We start from the raw sequence: 26,718 nt of genomic DNA on the forward strand, positions 1-26,718 counted from the left end.
ATGTATCATTGACACCAACATAATTAACGCCTCATCTTAGAGATAATAAAGACGAGGTAAAATAAAATCAGATGCTGGTTTCTAGCATCTATTTTTATTTTATGAGATTTCTAAAAAATAATACTTTACAAACACAACACCTTTAATTAGAATAATTCATATAATTCGACAAAACACGACAAAAAATAAGTTATTAATTTTCAGAAAAAGAAGAACATTCGATACTTTACAGGGTAGTGTCCATATGAATCAGTGTTTATGGAATTGATTCCTATGAAGATTTGGAGAAAAGATGCTGGTAAATCTTTCACATAACTCAACACTAGAATTTAATCGTTTTAAATTAGCTAGTATCTATACAAAATTATGTATAAAAAAAGTATTAGAAGAACATACCTTATTTTTTAAAGGGGACACAGAGGATATGAGGAAGCTATTAAAAAAGAAATCTGTTACACAACTGTTAGAGCATAATAAGAGTAAGAACTTAACGAAAACATTAGGACTATTTGATTTAATTATGTTAGGGATAGGTTCAATAATTGGAACAGGAGTTCTTGTGTTAACCGGATTGGTAGCAGCAAGAGATGCTGGTCCTGCAGTTATTTTTTCATTTGTACTTGCAGCAATTGTATGTGGACTTATCGCTTTATGTTACGCAGAAATTGCATCTGCACTTCCGACTTCAGGTAGTGTATATACGTACTCTTATGCAACGATTGGTGAGTTTGTGGCACATTTAGTGGGTTGGACGCTACTCTCAATTTATATCGTAGCTACAGCAGCGGTTGCTAGTGGTTGGACAGGATATTTCCACAATTTAATAAGTGGATTGGGGTTAGAGTTACCAAAATCACTGTTATCGATTCCATCACAAGGTGGTATTATGAATCTACCAGCGGTGGTCATTACATTAATAATTACATGGATGTTATCACGTGGTACGAAGGAAAGTAAACGTATCAATAACATAATGGTATTAATTAAAATTGGAATGGTTATATTATTTATTGTAGTTGGTGTATTCTATGTAAAGCCAGAGAACTGGGTACCATTTACACCATACGGTTTAAGTGGCGTTTTAGCTGGTGGAGCAGCCGTATTCTTTGCTTTTATGGGGTTTGATATACTAGCAACTTCGGCAGAAGAAGTAAAAGATCCACAACGAAATCTTCCCATTGGTATTATTGTATCGTTAATTATATGTACAATTATCTACGTTATAGTGTGCCTTGTTATGACAGGTATGGTTTCCTATGAAGAATTAAATGTACCTGAAGCAATGGCTTATGTAATGGAAGTCGTAGGACAAGATAAAGTTGCTGGTGTAATTGCTGCAGGGGCAGTAATCGGTCTTATGGCTGTTATTTTCTCGACTATGTATGCAGCAACACGTGTATTCTTTGCTATGAGTCGTGATGGACTGTTACCAAAATCACTTGCGAAGATTAATAAACAGACTGGAGCACCAACTTTTACAATTGGATTGGCGGGAATAGGAAGCTCTTTAATAGCTGGATTTATTGATTTAAAAGAGTTAGCAAATTTAGTTAATATTGGCGGTTTGGTAACGTTCGCATTGGTTGGTGTATCAGTTATTATACTGCGTAAGACGCATCCAAATTTAAAACGAGGCTTTATGGTACCGTTTGTACCTATATTACCAATCATTTCAATTGTAAGTTGTGTACTTTTAATGCTAAATTTACCATTAAGAACATGGGTGTACTTCAGTATTTGGATAACAATTGGTGCTTTAATATATTTCATATATTCAATGAAACACAGTAATTTAAATGAGGAAACAAATTCGAAAGCACATGATAAAATAGCGAGATAATTTCGATGTCGAGTAATATAAATATCAATAAAATATAAAAAATGACTTTTGTTAATTAACAAAAGTCATTTTTTATATTACGATTTAAATCTACATTTAAGATAATTTTTATTATTGAGCTATTTTTGATTTGATTCGATATGTTAGGTATTTTCTTAGTTCGGTGGAGTGGACGCGATACAAGAAGCAGTAAGAAAGCATGGAATCACTGAGGTATTTGATTTATGTGCCGGAGGAGAAGAATCAGAAGGATTTTCAGCAGAAACTACACGTCATACTTATCCGATTGCAGAAGGTGTAGAGGGACAAGATGAGTCAGTAAAAACTGCAATTGCAGCTGTCAAAGAAGCTGTTGAACAAGATAAGAAAGTATTTTTCCATTGTTCCGGTGAACGTAATCGTACAGGTACGGTTGAAACTGGATTATTAGTAGACTTAGGGCATGCATCTAATGTAAAAGAAGCGGAACAAAAAGCAAAAGAAATCCGTTCAAGTATTAATATCAAACCAGAAATGAAACAAGTGTTGAAACGTTTATACGTATAATACATTAAATCCCCTAAAATAAGAATTTTGGGGATTTTTCTTAAATAAATTATATCCTTTCGAAATTATTTATATGGTTTAACATTAGATTAAGTGGATATTATATAAATCTAAAAAAATTTTAGTTTAGACTTTCTTGTCTAAATAGTTTAGAGTTTCATGTCTTTGTACAGTACAATAGGAGGGGGGTTTAACTCACATCCCCTCAAGTGTTCGTTAAATTCTGATTTAACGTAAACAACAATTGTAGAAATCTAAAATTTTTATTTATATCTACTAAGAGAGAGTTTTTATATTCCAATTAATGTAGATTTCAAACTATATATTTTTTACATAATAAAATCAAATGTGAAACGAATAATAAATATCATTTTAACCCTAGTATAGGGAAAATAATAAAAGCTCAGCAATGTAAAATTGCTGAGCTTTTATTATTTATTCTTTCCTATTCTGCCTAAGCTATCTTTAATAGTTGTTTCTCCAAGCTGTGTGTATAATAAGGCCGTATCTTGGCTAGTATGCCCAAGTTGCTGCATCACTTGTAACGAGTCTTTTTCTTCCATATATAACTTATTTGCCAATGTATGTCTTAATTTATGAGGAGACATTCTTTTACCAAAGGCCTTAGTATATTTTTCTACTATATCTTGGATAGCCCTAACTGAAAGAGGCTGTGCAGTATGTTTATACTTCGATAAGAATACATTTTTTAATTCTTTCCCTGGAGCATATTTTTTATCTCTAATTTCCATATAATTTTCAAGATCATTCAATGCAATTGGGGTAATCCATACAGAATCTTCTTTGTTTCCTTTTCGTATTACATCAATTAGCCTTTCTTTTAAGTTTATATCTTCCATACGAAGATCGGCCAATTCACTTACACGAATACCACTACCAAGAAAGAGAGAAAGAATAGCTACATCACGATCTTTATCTCTTAGGAAATAGAACAACTGATGTTTTGTTAAAGATTTTTCATGTTCGTACTTAATGTAATTCAAAAACTCTTGATCGTCATCATTATGAAATATTTTAGATCTCATACGTTTTGCACGGGCATTTAATGTTTCTTTATCTTTATGTATTTCAATTTTAGCCATTACATTTCTATAAAAATAACATTCTCCATCATCATTCTCTGATAGGGAGGTAAGGTACTTAAATAAAGACTTTAAGGCTGAAATTTTTCTGTTAACAGAGGAATTCTGCATATTTTGTTGTAGTTTTAAAAACCTCATAAAGTTCTCAACATCTTTTTTCTTTAAATTCTCCAAATCAGAGAAGGATATGTCTTTAATGGGCTTAAATTCAATAATTTGTTCAGATAATAGCCAATTAAAGAAAACTCTAAAATCATATACATAATTCAGTAGGGTGGAGGGAGAGGCATCATGCAATTCTTTGTACTCCACAAATTCTTCTATGTAAAAGGGCATTTCATTTAAATTCTCGTATAATTTCTTACGATGTACTGATTTTTGACGTTGCTTGCTGTAATCCATAAAAATCACCTCATATATACTATAACAGAAAAAATACACGAACACAAGTTCGCGTTAAATTCAATTTTTACACGAACTTATTTACATAATTAAATTACGAAATACTAAAATTCACTCGAAATTAAATGGGAAAGTGTAATTATTCTAATAAAAGTTATAGATAACCAAGTGATAAATTCATATTTGGCTATAAAAATTATATATATAAAATAAAATGATTTTCAAATATTAATTCTAACAAAATGAATACATGTAAACAGTTTAAAAGTCTTCATAAAATGTGAATTGGTTAATTTAATCAAGGTTAATCAGGAGTTAGTTAGATCAACACAAGAAGAGCCCTTATAAATTAAAATGTAATTCACTATAAAAATTGGTTATGAGTAATTCAGCATTTGATTATTCTTATACAAAATATGAATTATATTGCGTATAAAAAATATACTAAGATTCATGCACTTAGCTTGAAATTCCTAGATACTGTATTTGATTTTTTTATAATTGCATTATTGTGCGTAAAATTGGTATTTCGCGCGAACTTGTTATTTGTTTTTAGAGTAAATAATCACCGCCCTTCTATTGTCGAATTTCACTGATTCCGATTAATCTCTCTTTATATTAAAATACCCTATAGAATGAATTTTTTCATTTTCTATAGGGTGTTTTTTTATATGGAATCTCTTATATTATATTGATTCTGTCTTATACGAAACAAAAAAGTAAAGAAAAAAGCACATTTATATAATATAACTTCTTTTTTTGAGATATTTTATTAAAGATAGCCATTTGTTCTAACTAGTTTGTCTTCAACAATTCTAACCATGGAACCATTTGCAACTTCATTCCTTATGTGACTACTATATTGAGTAATACTCCAGGAATAATTGTTGTAAGCAATCGTTCTACCAACTTCATTATTATATAGGTCCATTTCCTTATCAACCCCACTAGAATATTGCTCATGGGCATCTGTCCAAACTTTTGCTCTTGCAACACCAACATCACGACCTTTAATAGTACCTAATTCTTTAGCAAGAGCTGCATTCCAAAAAGAGTGCCTAAAAGCATCACCATTTCCTTGATAAAGTGTTGAGTTGCTGTAATATTTCTCTGAAGTTGTCTTTGCTAAAACGGAACAAGCCCCATAAGTTACAAATTCAAATGGATTTTTCTTGGCTAAATCAACCTCAGCATCAGTCAATGTTCCAAAGCCAGGTATTTGAAGTGAATATGCGGAGCGAAATGATACTGATGGATTATTTTTAATCTTTTCCGCCACAATTTGATTTAATTCTTCTTCAGATTTGCTGTCAGCAATGTTTTTCACTTCTTTATATATAGCATTTAAAGCAGATAGATTAATTGATTTGACTTCCTTATCAGTCAGAAATTCATTACTTTCTACGGCATCATTATAACTTAATACTCTTCCTTCTTTAGTTTTGTTAGACGACTTTGATTGTACTTTAGTTATATTCACTTCATCTGCATAAGAATTACTTGGGAGAACCCCAACACCTAATAATCCCATAGTTAATGCCGTGACCCCTAAACGTTTTAAGCTTTGATTTTTTCTCATATTATCCCCAAAACCTTCCTTACATTCAGATTCATATAAATTCAAATATTGACCTGAAAAAATTTTAATATTTTTATGTAAAACTTTATTTAAAAAGTTACACACTTAAGTAAGAAAAAAATGAAAGGATTTTATATTTCACAAAATCCTTTCATTTTTATATCTCATTTTAACATTCCTACAACTTGTTTCCAACTGTATTTATGGAATGTTTTAAATATTTAAGACGAACAGACTCTCCATAACTACCTTTAGACCTTAAATTATTTTGATGTAAGTATGCTATAGAAAGTAATTTCAAATGTAATTCCTCGATAAGCTCCTTACTAATTTTACATTACATTAAAAGTCGCAAAATATTCTTATAGGGGTCACCATACATACCCATCAACTTAAGGATAGAAACTCCACGGTTTTTCATTAATTGAAATGAACAAACTTTTAAACAGTATAATCCTCTTAAAAATGAGCATACAAAATAAACCCTAACGGGTTTCATTTTTTCACTTATGCAGCTTTCTTTTGATTTCTATATCCACTATACTCATAGATAACACCCATAATATCAAAAATAGTTTTCTTCTCATATCGATGAGATTTCCGTCCATTTTTCTTTAGTAGGGTAAACAGACGGAGTAAAATCTTTGCTATTTCTTGGGTGTTTTTCTGTATCGCTTGATAGAACAGAGATAGATGATCTTGGATCATCCCAATTGCTTTATATTCACTTAGTTCTCTTTTGTGCTTTCGTAACAGAAGTTGGCGCATCTTAAACATCTTGGAAGAGCAGATAAAAATGGCAATGAGTTTTCCATACACATGGCATTCTAATCTTTCTTGTTTGATAGAAAGTAAACTTTTGGGTAAAAGTTTACTTTGGAGTTTTGAATCATTTACAGCTAATTTTGTAATAAATTTCACAATATAGATATACTTAATAATTATGGTATTAATATTCAAAATTAATAAAAATTGGGGTATTATAAAAATATGATGGTTATTCCTTTTGTTTACTCCTTGTGCTAAAGATAAGATTGTGTTCCCGATCTTATCTTTTTCTTTGTAGATTTTTGATATAAAAAAAGAATCCTTATAATAAGGATTCTGCAACAGGAAATAACAAAATATAAACAATAAAAAGAATTACTAATATTATAGTGTATATAGGGGTACCGCCACATGCCCATCAAGCTAAAAAATGCAAATACCCCCAAAACGAAAATTTTTTCTCTATAGATATATTTATGAGAATTAAGTTCATTTTTTCGTTTTGGAGGACAAACAATTTTTTAAGATGGTGGAGATGTATAGTGACCCCGAAATAGTTAAAAAGACATATAAATACGTTATCTTCTCCTACAACTCTTTCTTGTAAATTTAAGAACCATAACTTCGCCACAAATAAAAAGCAGCAACTATACAGTTGCTGCTTGCTCAATTTCTTTTTTTATTTCGACACTTTTGATTTGATAGGCATCTTTAGAAAGAACCTTAAATTCATATTCTTCACTTTTTATTGTCTGTCCTTCTTGGATATCATAATTCTGCAGCATAATCCAACCACCAATCGTGTCAACATCCTCATCATTCATATGTAATCCTAGCAAATCATTTAATTCACTAATGAGTACCTTACCTTCTACTACGAAATGCTGTTCATTCATTTGCTGAATGGGCGGACGTTCATCTTCGTCATATTCATCACGGATTTCTCCTACAATTTCTTCTAAAATATCCTCAATGGTTACAATACCAGCTGTACCGCCATATTCATCATATAATACAGCTAATGGAATACGCTTCTTTTGCATTTGCAGTAAAAGATCATGTATCGGAATACTTTCAATCGCTTCTATTACTGGACGTGTATACGAGTAGATTGAATCGGATTCTTTAGTTTCTTTATTCATGTAACGAATAAAGAAGTCTTTCACATTCACCATCCCAATGATTTCATCTTTATCTTCTCCAAATACAGGATAACGTGTGTACTTTTCATGACGAATTATATTTATCTGATTTGCTAAAGAATTATCTACATGTAGCCCTATAATTTCCGTTCTCTGATGCTGGTTTTAAGCCAAAGAGTCCGGTTATCATCCTTGCAGAGCCATTTAACAATCGTATAAATGGGTACATGATTTTGTAGAACCCAATAAGCGGAGGCGAAAGTAATAAAGTAATCTTTTCAGCCTTTTGAATCGCGAATGTTTTTGGTGCTAATTCTCCTACTACAACATGTAAGTACGTCATGATAATAAAGGCAATTCCTAAAGATAAGAAACTTGTAATGGAAGGATTGATATTCCATTTATCAAATAAAGGGTGTAAAAGTCTTTCAATGGTTGGTTCACCTAGCGCACCTAGTCCCATCGCTGTCAATGTAATCCCCAATTGGCAAGCTGACAAATATTCATCCAGGCTTGTGGTCACTTTTTTAGCCGCCAGCGTCCCCTTCTTTCCTTCTAATACAAATTGGTCAATCTTTGATCCTCTTACTTTTACTATAGCAAATTCTATTGCGATGAAAAATGCTGTAAAAGCGATTAAAACCACTACCATGATTAAATTTAATATGTTCAACTAATTCCCTTAGCTTCCTTGAAACTAAAGGATCCACCTCCTGATTGATTTTTCTCATTCCCTTAATACTGTTTGTTGTATACACCCTAAAATATTATTGTATATAACTTAAATTCTCATAATTATTAGGGGGACTCTGAGAAAATTGAGGTTGTTCAGCCAACTATCCGATTCACCATCTGATTCCAATAATGTTCCACCGCCTTAATTAAATTATCTATATGTTATCATGTAACATATAGCACCTTCAAACATTAAATTGTTTTTCGAAAATTACATCAAATTCCAAGAAGCCTCTGTAATTCAAAATTTTCACATCAGAGATATACATAAATAAAACCTTCATATTTCTGTTTATATCCCAAATAACTCCATTGAGGGTCCCGCCACAACGATGAAAATAAACTTGGTTGCCATAAAAGACTTCACGTTTCCATTCTGAAAGCTTAACCTAATATATAGCAGGCACCGACTATTAAGTAATGGGATTAGTCGCTACATCAATAAAGATAATTTTTTATTATAATTCATCTTCTTCAGCTTTGTTATGATTATATTTACCAAATCCATACATACATAAACCGAAAAGTACCCCCCATATAATGTTGCCAGTAAGGTCTCTCATAGTAATAGGTTCTCCAGATAAATGCGGTAACAAAGTATATAAAACATAGAACATAAAGCCTGAAATTATCGAATTTCGTATTAATGTTTTATTACTTGCATAACGTAAGTATACTTTTTTTATGCGCATCATTATAAATATATAACATGATGTTATTAAAAGGATAATTAAGGATAGCGTACCAAGTGATGTCACTTCTTTATTTAAAATTACATCATATATTATAGCTCCAAAACAGATAATGCTAGATAACATTCCAGCGTTCGCCATTATTTCAAATGCTGTATTTTGTTCTCGTTCATCAACAGAAGTACCCTTACCAAAAAGATAAAATTTTAATAGCTTAGACATTAATCTTCCTCCCAAAATAAATCATTTAATGTAACACCTAAACCTTTACATATCTCGATACATAATTTCAAAGATGGATTGTATTCACCTTTTTCTATTAGACCGATTGTCTGTCTACTTACATTTGTTAATTTTGCTAATTCCCCCTGTGTCATACCTTTTTCAAGTCGAATTCGCTTTACTTTGGTAAGCATATTAGAAGCCTCCAATACATTTATTTCCTTTGTAATATATATGTTACATTAGTCATATATATGTGTCAATGGTTAGAAATTTTATCACCTTATATTTCGAGGGATATCCCTATACAAATCAACTTTATCAAACTTTAAAACAAGGTAATATTATTTTCGGAAGATTAGATCGGATAAAAAGAAAGCAAGGTGTTTCGAATAGTTAATTATAACCGTAAAGAGCATTTAAAACAGCTTCATCAAGAAAGAAAAGAGAAGACCTATATAAAGGTCGATGAGGCTATTAAAAGGCTCGTAAGAGCTAATGAGAACATTAATTTTAATAGCGTTGCAAGTGAAGCTGGTGTAGCTAAGGCAACATTATATAACCATTCCGACCTTAGGGAACGAATCGAGACATTACGTCAGCAACAATCGCAATCCTTAACTCAACAACAAATAAAACGTAAAATGAACGATAACAATAAGGAAGCTCTTATTGAATCGCTTAAACGTAAGAATAAGAAGTTAGAAGAAGAAAATAAAAAATTACGTAAGCAATTGAAAGTTGCTTATGCAGAGGTTTATAAAAAGTTCTAGTTTATAAGGAATTTATTATTAAACAATCGACCATTTAATTGAATAAGACTACACAAAAAGTCGCCTTCCCTTACGTAAGGAAAGTGACTTTTTCGATTGATTTCCCCCTTGTTATCAAGCTTTTCACTTTAAGTTCCTTTGACTAATTTTGAAAATGTTGTTGACTATTCAGTTGAACTGTATTAAGTTATTATTAAGTTGAACTATATAGTCAAACTGAATAAAGGGTGAGTGTATGAAACATAAATTATTACCGTTGTCTGAAACCATGCATTATATTTTATTAGCCATGCGTGAGCCACTCCATGGCTATGCCGTAATGCAGAAGATAGAAAAGATAAGTAACGGTACTGTTATTTTAGCAGCTGGTACATTATACGGTGCGATTGAAAACTTGAATAAGCATGGTTGGATTGAACCTGTTGGAGAGTCCGGTCGGAGAAAAGTTTATATGATAACTGCAGAAGGAAGCGCTATTTTGAAAATGGAACAAAACAGGTTATTGCATATTTTATCCCTGTACGAAGGAAGTGAATCGAATGAAGAAATTTAGTAAGATGTTTTTTGATATTGAAAAAGAGGAGCAATGGCTGAACGAGCAATTACAAAAAGGCTATCGTTGTACAAATATTAGTGGATTAGGAATATACACTTTCGAAAAAACTGACAAGAGATATGTTATACGACTTGATTATCAAGATTATTTACCTAAGAAAAAGTTGGTTGAATACAAAGGGATATATGAGGATTTCGGTTGGAACTATATAAAAGGGCCCTGGCTTAGTGGAATACGGTATTGGCAAAAAGAAGATGATGATCAAAATGAAATCTTCTCGGATCGCCAATCAAAGGATAATCATTATAAAAAATTAATGAATTATTCATTTTGGTTGGTTATGCTGTGTTTAGCTTATTCTTATATGTTTTACAAGGATTCGGGATTATATCATGAAGGTCTTTGGAGTATGAAAGGTTCATTATTTTGGAAGGCATTTTTATTTGAAACTCCATTTGTCCTTTTGAAGTTGTCTTCCACACTTCTGTTTGTTTTTTTTGGTATCAATTTCTATAAAACTTATCGAAAGTATTCAATGTTAAAAGAAAAATAAACGTTTTTTAAATTTTCCAGAATCGGGTGCGATTGTGGAGCAAGAAGTAAAGGAGTGATACATATTAGTCAATGACTAATATGTATCACTCCTTATTTTTTATGACTTTTTTGATTTAGGTCTTGATAATGTAAATTAAACAACTATATTATCTCCGGACATCTTATTGTATAATTTCCCTAATAATCGGTACCTTCTATATAATCATTAGGTTAAACTTTTATAATGCTTTCAGAATAAAAACGTGATGTCTTTTATGGCAACCAAGTTTATTTTTATCGTTTTGGGGGGACATTAAAAACTTAAGTTGATGGGCATGGACTGAATCCCCTTGTTGTAGATTTTTATTTTATTATTAATAATTACGGTATATGAAATTATTAATAATAAAATAAAAAAAGCTCCCCTGATAGGAGCTCCTTACCTTACAAAACATTTAAGAAATCATTCTATTACCAGCTCTACTTAAGATTTGGAGCATGGTTATAACTCATTCACCCCTGTTTGTTACGATAAATCATTGGTCAAAGACTATTCTTTTTCTGTGTATTATTTCAAGCTCTTTAGATGTTTTCTTTTTGTGAAATTTACCTCAAAACAAATTAACTAGATAACAAAACGTAAAATAACAATGCAGCAGCTTCTTGCCGTTTCATACTTTGTTTTGATAGATAATCTGCTGATCCATCTTCATTATATATAACCTCAGGCCCTACTAAACGATGACCTACAATGTTTTTCACGGATTCTATTGCCCAATCATCAGTGTCTCCCTTTAATGTTGCATCTGCAGATGGCGCTCCTAACATTTTTAAATACTGCCAAGTAATCCATGCTGCTTCTTGTCTAGTAATTGCACGGTCTGGATGGAATTGTTCTCCTTTTTTTTCATATAAAATACCAATTTCATATAACTTTTGAATATGTGGTGCATACGGATGATTTTTCACATCAGTAAACACTGGTTCTTTTTTTGAAGGTGGTGCAAAGTAAGCAATTTGAGATAACCAATAAACAAATTCTGCTCGTGTAAGAGAAGATTCTGGAGTGAAATTCCCCTCCTTATTGGCTTGTAATACCTCGTATTGATGCAAGGGATCTATAAACTTAGCATATGGATGATTTTCATCTACGTCTTTAAATCTCTCAGGCTCACTTAACTTTAACGCTGAGCTGCCAGAGTTCCAATGTATCATTTCTTTCACAGTACCATCTTTGTGAAGTTTAAATGCCATATAATTCCCTTTTTCATCCTCAAATAGTAAAGGGTCTATTTGTTTTAGCTCCTGTTTACCATAAACCTTATCAGTTACATATAACTTTCCTTCACTTATGTTCACATGTGACACTAGGTTTTTTAATCTCAAATCACGGTAAACCCCTTCAAATTTCTTTAATTCTTCTTCAGTAGGGTTTAAATATTCAGGCTTTGTCTTATCTGGGAAATATTCATTCATAAAATCATCAAATACTTCAACAGGTAGTGCTGAACTATCTTTATTTGTAACTACAAAAACTCCAATTTTATGCTCAGGAATTAACCACATTAAAGATGAAAAACCTGGTATATTTCCACCTTTCCCAAACACATATTGCCCATTATGACTTTGCTGTGAAAAGAACTCAAATCCGTATGTCATATTAGGGTATTTGGGATGTAAAGCAAATTTTGTTTTTTGCATATCTTCTACAGTTTCTTTTTGTAGTATTTGGTTATTTTTATATTTACCATCATTCAATTGAGCAATCATAAAATTGGCTACATCACTTCCTGTAGAAAACATACTCCCTTGTGGCATATCTGTTGGTCTTGTTTGATAAAATGGAATGGCATTACCTTTAGCATCATATCCTGTTGCAAGCTTTTCTTTAATAAAATTAGTCATAACAAAACTGCTATTATGCATTTCTAAAGGGTAAAAAATATTCTTGGCCATATATTTGTAAAAAGGTGTGTTTGTCAGACTTTGAACAATATACCCTTGAAGCATAGAAGCAAAATTATCATATGTATATGTATCTCCTGGCTTTCTCACTACTGTGGGCATATTATCTTCTACATAATCTTTAAGCATAGTATAATCATTCTCTTGATAATGGATATCCTCTGGTCTAGGATCTACGTAATCAAACCCTGTTGTATGGGTAAGTAAATGTTCCATTGTAACTGGTTCACCCATTTTATTTTGATACTTTAATCCCCCCATATAATTTACTATATCTTTATTTATGTCAATTTTACCTTGTTCAACTAACTGCATGACAGCGCTAGCAGTAAAAACTTTTGATATTGACGCTAATCGAAAAACTGTTTTTTTAGGATCAATGGGAGTACTCTTTTCTTTATCGGAAAATCCGAATCCCTTTTGAAATAAAATTTGATTATCCTTTACAACGACAAGAGCTACACCAGCTGCTTTTTCTTTTTTCATTTTCTCTGGAATTACTTTATTGGTAAATGCTTCTACATCTTTAGGATTTAATGTTATAGGTGTAACAGTTTCGGCTTTTGAATAATTGCTCCCCAGAAAAACTAACAAAAAACATACACTTACAGCTACTAACCTTTGAAAATAAATTTTCATTCCTTTATTCCTATTACCCAAATTAATTCCCCTTTAATACTAGATTTATTGATTATACATCTATAGGTTAACCAACCATATTCTACCACTGCATTGATATTTTTTCTAATTTTATTTCAATTCTGTCACTTATTAACTTTTCTCCTTTAGAAGTAGTCTATATATTATTAGGTCTTAGTTATAGAAAATGCTAGACACTCTTTAATATAGGACTTCCCAGCAGTTTTTTCATAACATCCTACTTAGAGAAGACAACCATCGTTTATAATCAATAAAAATTGGCTATTTGGTGATGCGAGTACTATTAATGATCAATCTAATTTTTTTGAGAAGTTAGATAAAATTAAAAGATAGACCTACTGCATTATTTACTGGAAAAGATTACGGATATGGAGTGAAGATGCCCTAATTGGCATCTTCACTCCATATCCAGCAAGGAATCTCATGGTATGCTAATATTTAGATATTGATATTAGGAGGATTTAGATGATGAAGAAATCAGTATTAGCAGTTGGTTTATCGGTTGTAATGTTAGCAGCTTGCGGAGAAAATGAAATAGTTCAAAAGGAGCAAACAAAAACACAACAAACAACGGCGAAAACAGAACAACTAAAAGATGAGCAGACACGAATGGTGAAAAGTGTTGAACGTAGAACCAAGGAGATTATAGAATATTTCGGTGGTACTGTAACAGCGGTTGAATTAAATAAAGAAAATAACTTATATGTCTTATATGTTTTCGTTGATAAAACAGCATTGTCAAATGCTGACGAAGGCCTACGGAAAAATTTTGGCTACAGAACAAGAACAAAGTTAAAAGACGCCGTTGCGCAGAGTGGCTTGCAAGAATACGGCAAAATAAACATAAGATACTTCACATCAGATGGTAAAACAGAAATCGAATTTGAATAAGCACTCACGGGAGTGCTTTTTATTTTCACTTGTTATTTCAAGGGACGGAAGATTGTTCCGAACTTTTGACAATTAACCAAGGTGCGTAAAATTATTACGCTCTTTTCTCTTTTCTTTCAATACATCTTAACTTTGATTCTTTCTCATTATTATAAAAGCTACCATTCTAGCAAGAATAGAACTAGTTAATGGATCAATTATTACAGTTAAAAAATCGTTCAAAAGCGTACTCCCCTTGAATCCCCCCACTTTCACTTCATTTAAAAATAAGGAATTCCTAAGAAAAGATTCTTTCAAACTCTAATATATTTGACTATCACCGCATCCCTTGCGGTTTGAAGCCTTATCGCTTCATTCTTTTAAAAAAATATTGTGAAATTCTATAGCATTATGTAAGACATTTGATATCAAATATACTACATTCACTATGAAATTAGTTTATTTATAGGATTTCTATAGATAAACAAGGTACTAAATTGACTCTTAAGAAGTCATTACCATTATATTTATCTAAAAATTGAAAAAATATGTGTAGATAGATATCATCTTAAATACATATATAATTAATTTTAATTCTCTGACATAATTCTTAAACCAGTTTTTTGTGCATTATTAAATAGAATATTACACAATGTCAGTCTTTAAAAGATTATATATCAAAACTTTAAGAGAGGAAGATAAACTATGAAGATGAAAAGAAAAATCATGATGACAACAGTACTTGCAGCTACGTTAGCTACAGGTGCACTACCTTCTACATCAGTGTTTGCTGCAGAAAAAGAGGCTCCTATCCAACAAAAAGAGGCACAAATGAGTATTCAACCATTAGCACAAAATAATTTAGAAACAGCTGTTAATGCTGCCTTAAATGGTCCAGAAGTCAAAAAAATAAAAGTATTTGAGCATGAATTTAATGTAAAAGAAATAGAAGTAGTAAATCTAGGTGGAGGAAAAAAATATGTTAAAGGACAAATTTCTCATCATTTAAGTTTCCGTCCAGATGATCAATTTTATTATGAGTTTACTGTGCAAGATGGAAAAGTAGTAGATAAGCCTGTATTTAATATTGATAGAGGTGGTTGGACACCATTTGCTGCTCCACTTTTATCAATTCTTGCTGCGTATAATGGAATTCCAGTTAATCCAAATGATTTAAATGCACTTGGTCAGCAGCTTGGGAAAGTTATAGACGGAAGCTGGGAACATGCAGCTCAATCTATCGCAACTGTAGTTAGTCTAAGTTTTAATGAGTAGAATCTTTTAATTTTTATTAGCATTGTAGGGACCACTTTTCCTGAATAGCCTTGTTTTAAGAAATTCCTGAAACAGCTATAAATAGATTTTTACCGCTCACTCACATTATCTTAATTTGTTAACCACCTTTTCATTCATAATATGTCACAAAATAGAAGTCTTTTTAAGGCTTCTGTTTTGTTTGTATACAATACAGCAAAAAGCTTATTTTTACCTATCTTTGCTTCAATTCTTTAAAAATCCGTTTGGCTATTAGATATAAATTATTACAATAAACTAATACTATCTCAAGTTAGCTCACTACCGCTTTTTCAATTACAAAAATTCATTACATTAGGAATAGAAAACAATAAATATAGTAAAAAACCATCTTATTATAGCTATTGTTTAAAGGTTAGGAGAGATAAAATGAACAAAATAAAAATAAAAAATTTCTTTAAAGTTAGCATCCTCACTTGTTTTACACTAGCAAGTTTAAGTACACCATCTACAATTTTAGCTGATAGTCATCCAGGTTATTCCTATGAATCCAATATAGGTTATCAAAATCCATCATGGATGTCAGAAGTAGCAGATTCAACAAAATTAAGTGAAATATCTATTCCAGGCACTCATGGTACAATGGCTTTACATGGAGCAAGTTTTCTTGATGAAAATTTGACAAGAAATCAAACTATGAGTCTACCCCAACAATTAAATTCTGGAATTCGATATGTAGATATGCGCGTTAAACGTGTAAAAGATTCTTTTGCAATGTACCATGGTATTGTCAATCAAAAAGCAGTATTTGAAGATGTATTAAAAGAAGCAATCCAATTTTTGAAGGATTATCCGACAGAAACAATTTTAATGCGCTTAAAAGAAGAAACTACTCCCGAAAGTGGATCCCTATCATTTGAGGAGATATTTTTAAAATATAAAAACGATAATGCTTCATATTTTTGGGATCCTAATTCCGTACCAACTATAGACAGAAACAACCCTACTTTAGGAGATATCCGAGGAAAAATTGTAATCTTACAAAACTTTACATCCTCTCAATTGTACGGTATTGATTACGATAGATTGAACATTCAAGATAAATTTGAAATTGGAAGCGGACCAGACGAAATATATGAAAAATGGAATGCGATAAAAAATCATTTGCAAAGTGCAAATACTAACTATAATAATGGAAAAATATATCTTAATCATTTTAGTGGTACGGGTGGTGCAGCCGCATTTTTAAATAATGTATATCCTTGGTTTGTTGCAAGCGGAAAAGAGAATAGAAATACTGATAGTAACCCTAAGTTGATTCAAACGAATTCGACTCATGCTTGGAGTGATTTCCCTCGCGATAGAAATGGGCAAGTATATTATGGTGGGATGAATACACTTGGGACTGAACTCTTACAACAAGGTGGAATTAGACATTCTGGTATTATCGCAGCTGATTTTCCTGGGCCAGGTTTAATTGATAGTATCATTAAATTAAATGGTGTACATTCAAATGAAAAAGAGATATTGATTTCGCAAATTCCATCCGAATCTAGTCCTTTATCTGGACAAAAAAATCGATCCAGTCAAAACTTTAAAATTGATAGTTTACCTGCAGGTACCAAAGAATTAAAATGGGTTATTGAGCCTTCAGAAATAGATCATCCTTCTACTATCTCTTTCAATGTAATGATTGATGTTTCCCTAGGTACCGATTCTATTCGTTGGAAAAATATTTCACATGGATCTAGGACTGAAGCTTACACAAATACAAAATATTATATCGCAAGTCCAATTGGTGCCACTAACAAATTCACTGTGAAAATATACGCGATTACAAATTAGAAAATAAAGAATCCCAATGGAATACCATTGGGATTCTTTTTCGATTTCATTTCGTCAACATTAGATGGAGATTAAATTTATTTGCAAATCATTTAAACCATTCGAGAATTTATATTTTGAACGACCGTTTATTTTCAAAGAAAAATCCAAAAATGTTAACTACATTTGCCCACTTATCATTTATTCAAAACTGGCTTCCAAAGCGATAGAGCAAAAATCCAATTTGTGTCACCATTGCCTTGATAATCTTGAACCGCTTCATACACTTTCCCCTCATATACTACTCTATCACCTTTAGTATATGCTTTTCTCGCATCCCATTTTTCATATGTGGAATCCTCTTCCTTTGTTTTTACATTCAATACATCACTTCTACTAGATTCATTTCCAGCTAAATCAACCGCTGTTACTACATATTTATACGATGTATTAGCCTTCAATTCTTTATCCATAAAGGATGTATTATCCGTTGTCCCGATTTTATTCATAACTCCAGCACTTTCTCTATATACAATATAATGGTCTACTCCTACATTATCTTCAGACGGACTCCACATCAAATCAACAGTTGTCGCTGTTGTACTCATACTATGTAATCCTTTCGGTTGAGTTGGAGCCTCTATATCTTGAGTTTCATTTGTTGTCTTAACCTTTAGTTCTTCACTTTCTTTTGATATGTTTCCAGCCGAGTCTAATGCCTTTATTGTATAGATATATTCCGTATTTGCCTTTAGTTTTTTATCAATAAATGTTGTACCTGGTACCGTATCAATTATTTCTCCATTGCGTAACACTTGATATTCTTTTACACCTATATTATCCGTAGAGGCCTTCCATGTTAGTGCAACACTATTAGCAGAAACTTCGGACGCACTTAATCCAGTTGGTTGACTTGGAGCTACTGTATCGGGAGATTCATTATTTACTAGATTTACATCAATTACATTATAGAACGCATTTGACGTATCTGCTACATCCCATACAGCTAAAATAACATGATAACCATTACGATCAGTTGGTACATTAATTGTATGTGTTAAATTATTTGATGCGGCCGAACCGTCATGTTTCACAGTTCCAATTGGTTCTAGTTCAGCACGTGTTAATGGTTTATTAGGATCCCATCCCTTTTTTGTAATGTAATAATGCCATTTACTTGTAGGATGTGCAGCTGTATATTTCCATGTAAATGTATTTACTCCACCTTTAATCGTGTTTTTGAACCAGCGATTTGATGTTTGTTGGTCAAGAATTCCTCCAAACAGTCCTCCTGCCGAAGCGATTTTCCCATCAATCGGTCCCCCATCTGGGAATCCTTTAGGTGCTTCTAGGCTTTGAGGTTCGTACATTATATTTCCACAATTTAAATTCAATGCTCCATAATTCTGACTACATAAAGCAGCACGACTGCTTGGCTTTTCAACAAATCCATGTGCATAGGCACTTTGAGGAATCATCGTAATGGCGGTCACCCCTGCAGCTAAAATACAAGCACCAATTCCTTTTTTATTTTTTCTTAATCCTTCAAATTTAGATGTTAATTTCAAATTCATTCTTGTCCCCCCAATATATTATTGTTATCGCTAATATAATAGCAATATAGAGATAAATGAACAAATTACTAATAAATATACTAATATCTCTCATACATTGGTACGTTTATTATTATTTTTAATCTCATATAAAAATAAAATAAATATAATAACTCTATTTTGTAACATTATGTATTAATTGAGGAATGAAAACCTCACTTAATTTCACAAAAAATTCAAATATTAATTTAAAGAATTATATTTAACCTTACGTAGAAAAAATAGACTTTTAAAGTAAAAAAGTCTGGAAGGAACTGATAATATCAGTTTCTTCCAGACTTCACATTTCTGCTATATAACATACAAACAAGTCATTTCCAAGGCTAAATTCACACATAATTTCTGAACCCTAAAAAAACAGAAATCCTTTAATCTTAGACATATACTCCTATAACCACATAACTAATGTAATTTATATTTTGATTAGCTTCAGGATGTTCAAACTTATATATTAAAAGTACCAGGCAGAATGAACTATCCACCACTTAGAAAAACTTAAAGTGGAAGCTTCCCAGTTCATCGACAAAAATAATCTTTCGTTTCCCCGATCGTTTGTCCAACTTAACTTTATAGTCCTTTTTAATAGCTATCTCCTCCCCTAATAATCCTTACTTTAAACAAATCATCGAGAGATTGATAATGTAAGATAAAAAAAGAGAATTGAAAATCCATTTATTCCCATAACATCGCACTAATTTATTGTATTATTTTTACCTAATAAGGTACAGAAACAAAGGGAAAAACTTTAGTATGCTTGAGGTTTATATAAATAAATACAAACGTTTTTAGGGTGAAACGTTTAAAGGGTACATTACTGAATTTTTATTAAATGTTCCTGTACCTAGTATTTAAATTAACTTATGTCAAAATATTTTACAATACAAGTATGAAACGTTACATATTTCTATATTTAATGATACATTTCATCAACTTATCTCCCCTAATCTTTATGCTAAATATAGAAATTTAAGCTCATTGAGATATAATTTTAGAATTCTCATAATAGCAAATGAATAGATTAGGCACATAACTGTCACAAATTAATGACTTATCTATTTTTTCATCCATGAAAACTTTATTACCACTTCAATATTTACACTTAAACTAAAACACATCTATACTCACACTTAATTAATAATCTTTCAAATGAGTCGATTCTTTTATATTTTTTATTTTTTTATTGTACATTTGTACATTTGATGTTAGGATTATGCCTATTAAAATTGAATCCTAACGATTCTTCTTTATAATTCCTATATTTTTATTTTCAAATGAAAATACAGATTCTAAAACACGATCAAAATCAAAACAAAAATGTCGTTATTTCACAATGATGTCATGAAATACCTTTAGAATGGAAAGATGTATGCAACAACGTGTTAAGGGGTTACAGGGGGAACAAAAATGAGAGACTTTTTTGATGATAAGTATAAAAATATTGAATTAAAAAGGAGGTTAATCAATTTAATAAGTGAAATTAGCGAGTTCAAAGGAAAATTAGCTGCTTATCAGGAACAAAACCCTGAAATATTTAATAGTTTAGAAAAAACTATACCGTTACATTACATAAAAAATTTCACTACTATTTATGAGGATATAAAAGTTCCTCATAAAAGATTAAAAGAACTTATTTTAGATGATATAGTACCTCAAAACATTTCGGAAGATGCTATTTTTTGTTATTATCAAACACTTTCTTTTGTACATAAAAACTCCTGTACTTTATCAATTAATCCAGCAACTATACAGGAATTACATTTTCAACTAATACATTACATTACCTCTGACAGTGCCAATTGGCGTGAAAAACCTTTTACTATTCCAGGTATTCCCGAGCATGGAATGCACTTGAATAGTTACCGCATTCTTCCACATGAACTTATCCCACAGTTTATGGAGCAATTATGTGATCAATACAACTCATTAAATACTAGTAAGGGGCTACATTCGCTTTTATTAATAGCTCGTTTTATATTAAATTTTTATTGCATAGTCCCTTTCAATCAAGGTAATGGCAGGCTAGCATTTATGTTAATGCAGTTGTTGCTAATTAAGAGTGGACATACATTTGTAAAATATGTATGTTTGGATAAGTATATTAAGAAAAATGAATCTGAATATTACAATTCGATTTATAAATCTTCGGTAAATTGGTACTGCGAGGAACATAATAGTAGCTTTTGGTTAAAAACGTTTTTAACTATTATATTAGAGGCTTACAAAGATCTGCATAACACCGTTCTAGATTCTATATGTAAACATACTAAAGTTGAGAGAATTCAGGATTTTATATTTAAACAAAAACAACCCTTTACTAAGGAAAGTATTCGTAACAGATATCCAGACATTGCAGAGAGTACAATTAGTAAGGCTTTAAATTCCTTGCAATTATTTGGCCATATTAAGCTAGTTACAAAAGGAAGAAACGCAAAGTGGACTAAAGTTTGACCATATTTTTAAAACTCTTACAGCTCAAAAATTCAATTATAACGTTAGCAATCGTTCCCATGATTTTGGGCTTAAATTCATTGAATTACATTCTAATTTTAAGCTATTATTACTACTTTAATTATTTCTAATTCTTACACAACTTTTTATAGGAAAAGGTACGTTTCCCTCCACCTTTTCCTATAAAAATATTAGATATTAACACATAAAAACTGTCGAAAAAAGTCGTAATTTAATATTTTTTCTTTATTTTCTGGTTGTAAACGTTTCATTTTCATGTTACCATCTTAATCAAACAATAGATGGTAATAAAACTGAAAGTATTTCTTTCCCTTAAAAACATATAAACGTACGGTAATATCAAGAAAATAAGGCCAAAGAAATATTTGATACCTACCATAATAACCAATAAGAATTTTGTGCACCAATATTTCTGTTAATTCAGAAAAACATTTTGTCCCTAAACAAAATTTATTAGCGCGCAAAATTCAATTACACTAGAACACCCAAATAAATGTAATTTCCTTTTTTATCGAGCATTAAGATATGAAAAAAGTTCTTCCTAGAAAATTCAACTGATTAACTTAAAGAGATCTAAATTACTGCCTTAAATGCCATCTATTGTTGATAACATATTTACCAACTATAAAAAAGAGCCCATCAAGGGTTCTTTTTTTATTATAATCATTCAAATTTCAATGCTAACTTGATACTTAGATTTGCGCACAAATTACCTCTACTTTTATGCTCTCAATTTTTAATTTTTATTCCCAAGTTGTTTAAATTTGTGAATAAAATCCCACCAAATAAAAATAATAAATACAACTAATCGTTACATATTAAAGAGGTGTCAATATTGTCCTTAAATGAAGAGACCTTAGAAACTAAAACAAATAATACCATTGAAAAAATCCAAACAAGTAACTTAAAAGAACTTAAAAATACTTTAGATAATATCTTTGATATTAGTGCCGATTTAATTGAACACCCTTTGCAATTAAAAACAAACACGAATATTTTACTATATTATTTTGAAGGCCTTACAGATGGTGTCGCTTTAAAAGGAAATGTTGTTACCCCATTATTACAAAAGGTAAGTGAAGACAGTCAAATATTTAATTCTAATATTATTGCTACTCATACGAAAATAGTATATACATGGAATGAAATTAAAGAAGGATTACTTGAAGGTCAATGTGTTCTATTTATGGAAGGAGAAAAGCGATCACTTCTAATAAATACAAAAGGCTGGGCAGAAAGAGCAATTCAAGAACCGATTTCAGAAGTTACTATTAAAGGATCCCATGATGGATTTATTGAAAATGCCACAAAAAATATAGGCTTAATTCGTCGATATCTCCCTTCTACAGAGTTAAAAATCAAAAAGCTGACGATTGGAGAACGAGCCACTTCTTTCGTCTATTTAATTTACTTAGGTGATGTTGCGAGCGCAGATGTAGTCCAAGAAATAGAAAACAGAATCTGTAGAATTAAAACAGATGCTGTATTAAGCATTGGTGAGCTATCTAATTTTACAAAGGATCAAAATTGGACTCCTTTTCCACAGGCTTATTTAAGCGAACGCCCAGATGCCATTTCAAATCATATACTCGATGGAAAAGTAGCAGTGTTAATGGATAGATCCCCTGGTGCAATGATTGTTCCAATGAATTTAATTGGATTCTTTCAAACTCCAGATGATTATAATATTCATTGGCTCATTGCTTCATTTTTTCGCGTATTACGATTTGCGGGATTTATTATAGCTATTTTTTTACCCGCATTTTATATTGCTATAGTCTCTTTTCACTTTGAAATCATTCCTATAGATTTATACACTTCTATTGCAACGTCAAGAGTCAAAGTCCCGTTCTCTCCCTTATTGGAAGCTTTTATAATGGAAATCACACTAGAAATGCTACGTGAAGCTGGTATTCGCTTACCACAACCAATTGGACAAACCATTGGAATTGTTGGAGGGATTGTAATTGGACAGGCGGCTGTTCAAGCTGGTCTTGTGAGTAACGTTATGGTTATTATCGTATCTATTACAGCCATTGCATCATTTATTGTTTCTAATTATGATTTATCAAGTTCTATACGCCTTATTCGTTTTCCAATGATGTTATTGGCATACTTTTATGGGATTGTAGGTATCGTTAGTGGATTAATGCTCTTATTCGCTCATTTTGTTTCACTAACCTCCTATGGTTCACCATACGGATTGCCAATCGCACCATTTCGGCTTCAAGAATTAAAAGATTCTTTTGTAAGATTTCCTATTTCTATGATTACCACCCGCTCGAGTACAGGACAGCCGAAACAAAAAAAGAAAAAAGAAGGTGGTTCGCATGGGGAATCTTAAATTCCAAAACATAACTTTATTCGAATTTATTATTTTCATTCATTCACTGCAACTTGCATCAGGTATGTTAATCATGCCAAGCCCACTTGCTACTACGGCTGGCACAGATGGCTGGATTTCTATCATTCTTGGATGGATAACAACTTCTATAATCGGCGTATTTATTATATTAATGTTACAAAAAAACCCTAACAAAAATTTCTCGCAAATCTTAAAAACATACTTTGGTAAATGGATAGGGACAATTCTTTTTCTTTTATATGCCTTTTATCTATTCTTTGCTGGCTTTAATACTTTATTAAAGGCAACCGATATTGTAAAAGTGTGGATATTCCCTTCCACTCCTTCTTATCAAATCACCATATTATTACTATTGCCTTTTATTATTTTAGCCCTGAGTGGGTTAAGGGCTCTTACTAGTTATTCTATTCTTGTTTTCTTCTTCACTACTTGGATGCCACTATTTCTTCTTTTTTCACTACAGACTAACTATAACCCTTTACACCTGCTACCTATTATTAAAGATGGATTATACCCTATTGTAAAGGCAACAAAAGAAACCATTACTCCTTATGCTGGCTTAGAACTTGCATATTATATATACCCGTTCTTACAAAAAAAACAAAAAGCCATAAAAGGACTACTAATTGCGAATACTGTAACCATGTTTTTCTATCTATATGTGACTATTCTTTCTTATATATACTTTAGTCCGGAGGGGATAAAAGACGTAATCTGGCCGGTATTTCATCTGTTAAAAGGGGTTCGTTTTTCTTTTATGGAACGATTAGAAATTATATATATCGCTTACTATTTAATTGTATTTTCCACTACGATATATCCGTATTTATTTTTCAGTTTTGAATCTGTGACCATTTCACTTCAAAAAAACGCCCGCAATTGGGCGCTGCTTGCTTTTATGTTATTTATAGTTGGCCTATTTATTTTCCTAAATCCCGATGTGGATCAATATTTGTTTATATATTCTCTTATGGATATCTTAAATGTCATTTTCTTTATTCTATTACCGATCTTATTTTTCGCTTACAGTATTCTTTTTACTTGGGTTACTAGGAGGAAACAACTTTGATTCGAAAATGGATATGGATTGTAATTTGTTGTGTTTATATAATTGGTTGTAGTCAGAGAATTCCTCTTGAAAAGGTTTCATTAATCCTGTTAATTGGCCTGGATAGAACCTCTAATGGAGACATAAAAGTTGGAACAAGTATACCACTCTTTCATCATAAACAGCCAAAAAGTACTATAGAACATTGGACACAAGCATCAACTGTATATACTGGATTCAGTAAGATAGATACGAAGTTAACGGGCTTTATGACAGCTTCCAAAGCTGAAATCATATTAATTGGGAAAAAATTAGCGCAAGAAGCAAATTGGTTGCAGGAGCTTGATTCCTCTTATCGTGATCCTTACGCTACCATTAATGCTAAAGTAGTACTTGTAGATGGACCTGCAGAAGAAATTTTTAAAATTCATAAGCCTAATAAACCATCACTTTCATCTTATATAAATGGTGTAATCGAATCCTCAATTCAAAATAACCAATCCGTCTCTTCTACAATTCAACAATTAATGAGAGAACAAAATGAAGAAGGAATGACGCAAACTGTTCCAATTATCAAAAAAACAAAGAATGAAATCGACACAGTAGGAATTGCATTTTTAAATCGCGGAGGGAAATATTTAACTCATATCTCTAAAAAAAATGTTAAATTTTTCAATCTTATAAATAAGCCAAAAAGTAACGGCCGAATGATACTACACCTTGCGCTTCCTCCTAAAAAATTCAACAAAAAAACAAACACTTCTATCTTCGTACAGAACGCGACAAGGAAGGTAGATGTTACTTTTCAAAACGGAAAGTTTATATTTAATCTCGATATCAATGCCAATGTAGCTTTAATAGAAAAAACCAATCCGAATTTAATGAAGGGGCACTATGATAATAAAAAAAATATAGATAATTTAAAAAGTGCTATTGAAAAAGAAATTAATAATAATTTACAAAATATATTAAATCAAATACAGCAGAATAAAATTGATCCAATCGGATTATCCCTATATGCTAGAGCCTTTCAATATAAAGAGTGGAAAAAAGTAAAAGGAGATTGGTTACAATCGTTAGCAGAGGCTAAAATAAATGTAAAAACACACGTCAAAATAAAAGATACTGGGACCATTAGAAATTAGTCTTAGATTTAATAGCATTTCTCAAAGGAATCACATATTGTTCTAGTGATTCCTTTGAGAGAATAATGCCTTGCTTTAACGAAAATACAATATATGCAATTATTCATTTATTTGTTCTAGTTATGAAAAAATCTATTCCTGTCAAAAAAGCTTGGTTCAAAGAAAAACTTCCTATCTTCTTTTATTTATCCTATCCGAAAAGGAACAAGATGAACTTTTGATACTTATACAGAGCTTTAGCAATTTTATAACTATCCCCTTCCGTAGCTACTCTACTAAAGCTCTTGCTTATATATCGAGTCCCTGGTTTACTTTTTCCAATGGTGATAAATTCATGAACTGCTTATTATATATATAAATAGCCTTTAGAATCATCTTTTCAGAACGATTAAAGGAGACTTTCTCTTTTATGCACCTTATCCTACCGGTCTTTAGTTTTGCTTTAATCAACGACAAGAACAAGTCTTTAAAATAGTACATCCTTTTCATGAATTCAAATAACTTTCAAATTTCAAAAACTCTACATGTTAATACTCGTTATATAATGTAATCAAGCCATAAGTAAGATAGTTTCCCTGTTACGAGTAATGAGACAGTCTGTTTCAACTTTTTA

18 protein-coding genes and 3 pseudogenes are annotated in these 26,718 nt (G+C 31.3%); 13 read left to right on the top strand and 8 right to left on the bottom strand.

The genetic code is table 11. The features are described 5' to 3' along the window. Window positions 1-424: 424 nt before the first annotated feature. Complete coding sequence (locus tag QCI46_RS28250) at window positions 425-1,840, top strand: amino acid permease (RefSeq protein ID WP_353842012.1); 1,416 nt, start codon at window positions 425-427, stop codon at window positions 1,838-1,840. A 168-nt stretch (window positions 1,841-2,008) separates the two neighbouring features. After that, window positions 2,009-2,386, top strand: a complete 378-nt coding sequence (locus QCI46_RS28255; protein WP_353842013.1) for a protein-tyrosine phosphatase family protein — start codon at window positions 2,009-2,011, stop codon at window positions 2,384-2,386. 431 nt (window positions 2,387-2,817) lie between these two features. Here QCI46_RS28255 and xerS read toward each other — a convergent pair whose 3' ends face one another. From xerS to QCI46_RS28285, 6 genes and pseudogenes are all read right to left on the bottom strand, one after another. Then, window positions 2,818-3,891 carry a tyrosine recombinase XerS gene (xerS, locus tag QCI46_RS28260; RefSeq protein WP_002169382.1) on the bottom strand — a complete coding sequence of 358 codons (1,074 nt, stop codon included), beginning with the start codon at window positions 3,889-3,891 and terminating at the stop codon, window positions 2,818-2,820. A gap of 772 nt (window positions 3,892-4,663) precedes the next feature. After that, the gene (locus tag QCI46_RS28265; protein WP_353842014.1) at window positions 4,664-5,470 is read right to left on the bottom strand and encodes a DUF6973 domain-containing protein; all 807 of its coding nucleotides are present in this window, start codon (window positions 5,468-5,470) and stop codon (window positions 4,664-4,666) included. Window positions 5,471-5,977: 507 nt separating this feature from the next. Further along, window positions 5,978-6,319: pseudogene (locus tag QCI46_RS28270) on the bottom strand (IS4 family transposase); the annotation flags it as partial. Window positions 6,320-6,885: 566 nt separating this feature from the next. Further along, window positions 6,886-8,032 (bottom strand): annotated as a pseudogene (locus tag QCI46_RS28275) (hemolysin family protein). 541 nt (window positions 8,033-8,573) lie between these two features. Then, complete coding sequence (locus QCI46_RS28280) at window positions 8,574-9,029, bottom strand: hypothetical protein (protein ID WP_353842015.1); 456 nt, start codon at window positions 9,027-9,029, stop codon at window positions 8,574-8,576. Beyond that, complete coding sequence (locus QCI46_RS28285) at window positions 9,029-9,223, bottom strand: helix-turn-helix transcriptional regulator (RefSeq protein ID WP_040118743.1); 195 nt, start codon at window positions 9,221-9,223, stop codon at window positions 9,029-9,031. The genes QCI46_RS28280 and QCI46_RS28285 overlap by 1 nt, the downstream gene beginning before the upstream one ends. 198 nt (window positions 9,224-9,421) lie before the next feature. On the opposite strand from QCI46_RS28285, the gene QCI46_RS28290 reads away from it, so the two are divergent. The 3 genes from QCI46_RS28290 (at window position 9,422) to QCI46_RS28300 (ending at window position 10,911) form a co-directional block, all read left to right on the top strand. Continuing rightward, window positions 9,422-9,802, top strand: a complete 381-nt coding sequence (locus QCI46_RS28290) for a DUF6262 family protein (RefSeq protein WP_098134184.1) — start codon at window positions 9,422-9,424, stop codon at window positions 9,800-9,802. Window positions 9,803-10,037: 235 nt separating this feature from the next. Next, window positions 10,038-10,355 (top strand): PadR family transcriptional regulator, encoded by a 318-nt coding sequence (locus QCI46_RS28295; RefSeq protein ID WP_017151361.1) that lies wholly within the window; start codon window positions 10,038-10,040, stop codon window positions 10,353-10,355. Next, the gene (locus tag QCI46_RS28300) at window positions 10,342-10,911 is read left to right on the top strand and encodes a DUF2812 domain-containing protein (protein ID WP_000714572.1); all 570 of its coding nucleotides are present in this window, start codon (window positions 10,342-10,344) and stop codon (window positions 10,909-10,911) included. Before QCI46_RS28295 ends, QCI46_RS28300 begins: the two co-directional genes overlap by 14 nt. 602 nt (window positions 10,912-11,513) lie before the next feature. Here QCI46_RS28300 and QCI46_RS28305 read toward each other — a convergent pair. After that, window positions 11,514-13,496, bottom strand: a complete 1,983-nt coding sequence (locus tag QCI46_RS28305) for a serine hydrolase domain-containing protein (protein WP_353842119.1) — start codon at window positions 13,494-13,496, stop codon at window positions 11,514-11,516. Window positions 13,497-13,769: 273 nt separating this feature from the next. Between QCI46_RS28305 and QCI46_RS28310 the strand changes: the two are divergent. From QCI46_RS28310 to QCI46_RS28325, 4 genes and pseudogenes are all read left to right on the top strand, one after another. Next, window positions 13,770-13,878 (top strand): annotated as a pseudogene (locus tag QCI46_RS28310) (NTD biosynthesis operon regulator NtdR); the annotation flags it as partial. 104 nt (window positions 13,879-13,982) lie between these two features. Further along, a complete protein-coding gene (locus QCI46_RS28315; protein ID WP_353842016.1) occupies window positions 13,983-14,408 on the top strand; it encodes a hypothetical protein in 426 nt (141 codons plus the stop codon). A gap of 684 nt (window positions 14,409-15,092) precedes the next feature. Further along, on the top strand, window positions 15,093-15,662 hold the full coding sequence (locus QCI46_RS28320) for a methyltransferase (RefSeq protein WP_353842017.1): 570 nt from the start codon (window positions 15,093-15,095) through the stop codon (window positions 15,660-15,662). Window positions 15,663-16,070: 408 nt separating this feature from the next. Further along, on the top strand, window positions 16,071-17,486 hold the full coding sequence (locus QCI46_RS28325; protein WP_353842018.1) for a phosphatidylinositol-specific phospholipase C: 1,416 nt from the start codon (window positions 16,071-16,073) through the stop codon (window positions 17,484-17,486). Window positions 17,487-17,662: 176 nt separating this feature from the next. Here QCI46_RS28325 and QCI46_RS28330 read toward each other — a convergent pair whose 3' ends face one another. After that, complete coding sequence (locus QCI46_RS28330) at window positions 17,663-19,039, bottom strand: lytic polysaccharide monooxygenase (protein WP_353842020.1); 1,377 nt, start codon at window positions 19,037-19,039, stop codon at window positions 17,663-17,665. 1,443 nt (window positions 19,040-20,482) lie between these two features. On the opposite strand from QCI46_RS28330, the gene QCI46_RS28335 reads away from it, so the two are divergent. The 4 genes from QCI46_RS28335 to QCI46_RS28350 all read left to right on the top strand — a co-directional run bounded on the left by QCI46_RS28335 (window position 20,483) and on the right by QCI46_RS28350 (window position 26,105). Continuing rightward, a complete protein-coding gene (locus QCI46_RS28335) occupies window positions 20,483-21,526 on the top strand; it encodes a Fic family protein (RefSeq protein WP_353842021.1) in 1,044 nt (347 codons plus the stop codon). Window positions 21,527-22,382: 856 nt separating this feature from the next. Continuing rightward, window positions 22,383-23,891 (top strand): spore germination protein, encoded by a 1,509-nt coding sequence (locus QCI46_RS28340; RefSeq protein WP_353842022.1) that lies wholly within the window; start codon window positions 22,383-22,385, stop codon window positions 23,889-23,891. Next, a complete protein-coding gene (locus QCI46_RS28345) occupies window positions 23,878-24,981 on the top strand; it encodes a GerAB/ArcD/ProY family transporter (protein ID WP_353842023.1) in 1,104 nt (367 codons plus the stop codon). Before QCI46_RS28340 ends, QCI46_RS28345 begins: the two co-directional genes overlap by 14 nt. Then, on the top strand, window positions 24,978-26,105 hold the full coding sequence (locus QCI46_RS28350) for a Ger(x)C family spore germination protein (RefSeq protein ID WP_353842024.1): 1,128 nt from the start codon (window positions 24,978-24,980) through the stop codon (window positions 26,103-26,105). The genes QCI46_RS28345 and QCI46_RS28350 overlap by 4 nt, the downstream gene beginning before the upstream one ends. The last annotated feature ends 613 nt before the right edge of the window (window positions 26,106-26,718 follow it).

The organism is Bacillus cereus group sp. RP32 (assembly GCF_040459735.1).
GTDB lineage: Bacteria > Bacillota > Bacilli > Bacillales > Bacillaceae_G > Bacillus_A > Bacillus_A wiedmannii.

Bases quoted from the DNA above. Each gene is read 5' to 3' on its own strand.
- xerS (WP_002169382.1), bottom strand. From the start codon at position 3,891: ATGGATTACAGCAAGCAACGTCAAAAATCAGTACATCGTAAGAAATTA.
- QCI46_RS28265 (WP_353842014.1), bottom strand. From the start codon at position 5,470: ATGAGAAAAAATCAAAGCTTAAAACGTTTAGGGGTCACGGCATTAACT.
- QCI46_RS28285 (WP_040118743.1), bottom strand. From the start codon at position 9,223: ATGCTTACCAAAGTAAAGCGAATTCGACTTGAAAAAGGTATGACACAG.
- QCI46_RS28320 (WP_353842017.1), top strand. From the start codon at position 15,093: ATGAAGATGAAAAGAAAAATCATGATGACAACAGTACTTGCAGCTACG.
- QCI46_RS28330 (WP_353842020.1), bottom strand. From the start codon at position 19,039: ATGAATTTGAAATTAACATCTAAATTTGAAGGATTAAGAAAAAATAAA.
- QCI46_RS28305 (WP_353842119.1), bottom strand. From the start codon at position 13,496: ATGAAAATTTATTTTCAAAGGTTAGTAGCTGTAAGTGTATGTTTTTTG.
- QCI46_RS28315 (WP_353842016.1), top strand. From the start codon at position 13,983: ATGATGAAGAAATCAGTATTAGCAGTTGGTTTATCGGTTGTAATGTTA.
- QCI46_RS28335 (WP_353842021.1), top strand. From the start codon at position 20,483: ATGAGAGACTTTTTTGATGATAAGTATAAAAATATTGAATTAAAAAGG.
- QCI46_RS28300 (WP_000714572.1), top strand. From the start codon at position 10,342: ATGAAGAAATTTAGTAAGATGTTTTTTGATATTGAAAAAGAGGAGCAA.
- QCI46_RS28345 (WP_353842023.1), top strand. From the start codon at position 23,878: ATGGGGAATCTTAAATTCCAAAACATAACTTTATTCGAATTTATTATT.
- QCI46_RS28280 (WP_353842015.1), bottom strand. From the start codon at position 9,029: ATGTCTAAGCTATTAAAATTTTATCTTTTTGGTAAGGGTACTTCTGTT.
- QCI46_RS28295 (WP_017151361.1), top strand. From the start codon at position 10,038: ATGAAACATAAATTATTACCGTTGTCTGAAACCATGCATTATATTTTA.
- QCI46_RS28325 (WP_353842018.1), top strand. From the start codon at position 16,071: ATGAACAAAATAAAAATAAAAAATTTCTTTAAAGTTAGCATCCTCACT.
- QCI46_RS28250 (WP_353842012.1), top strand. From the start codon at position 425: ATGAGGAAGCTATTAAAAAAGAAATCTGTTACACAACTGTTAGAGCAT.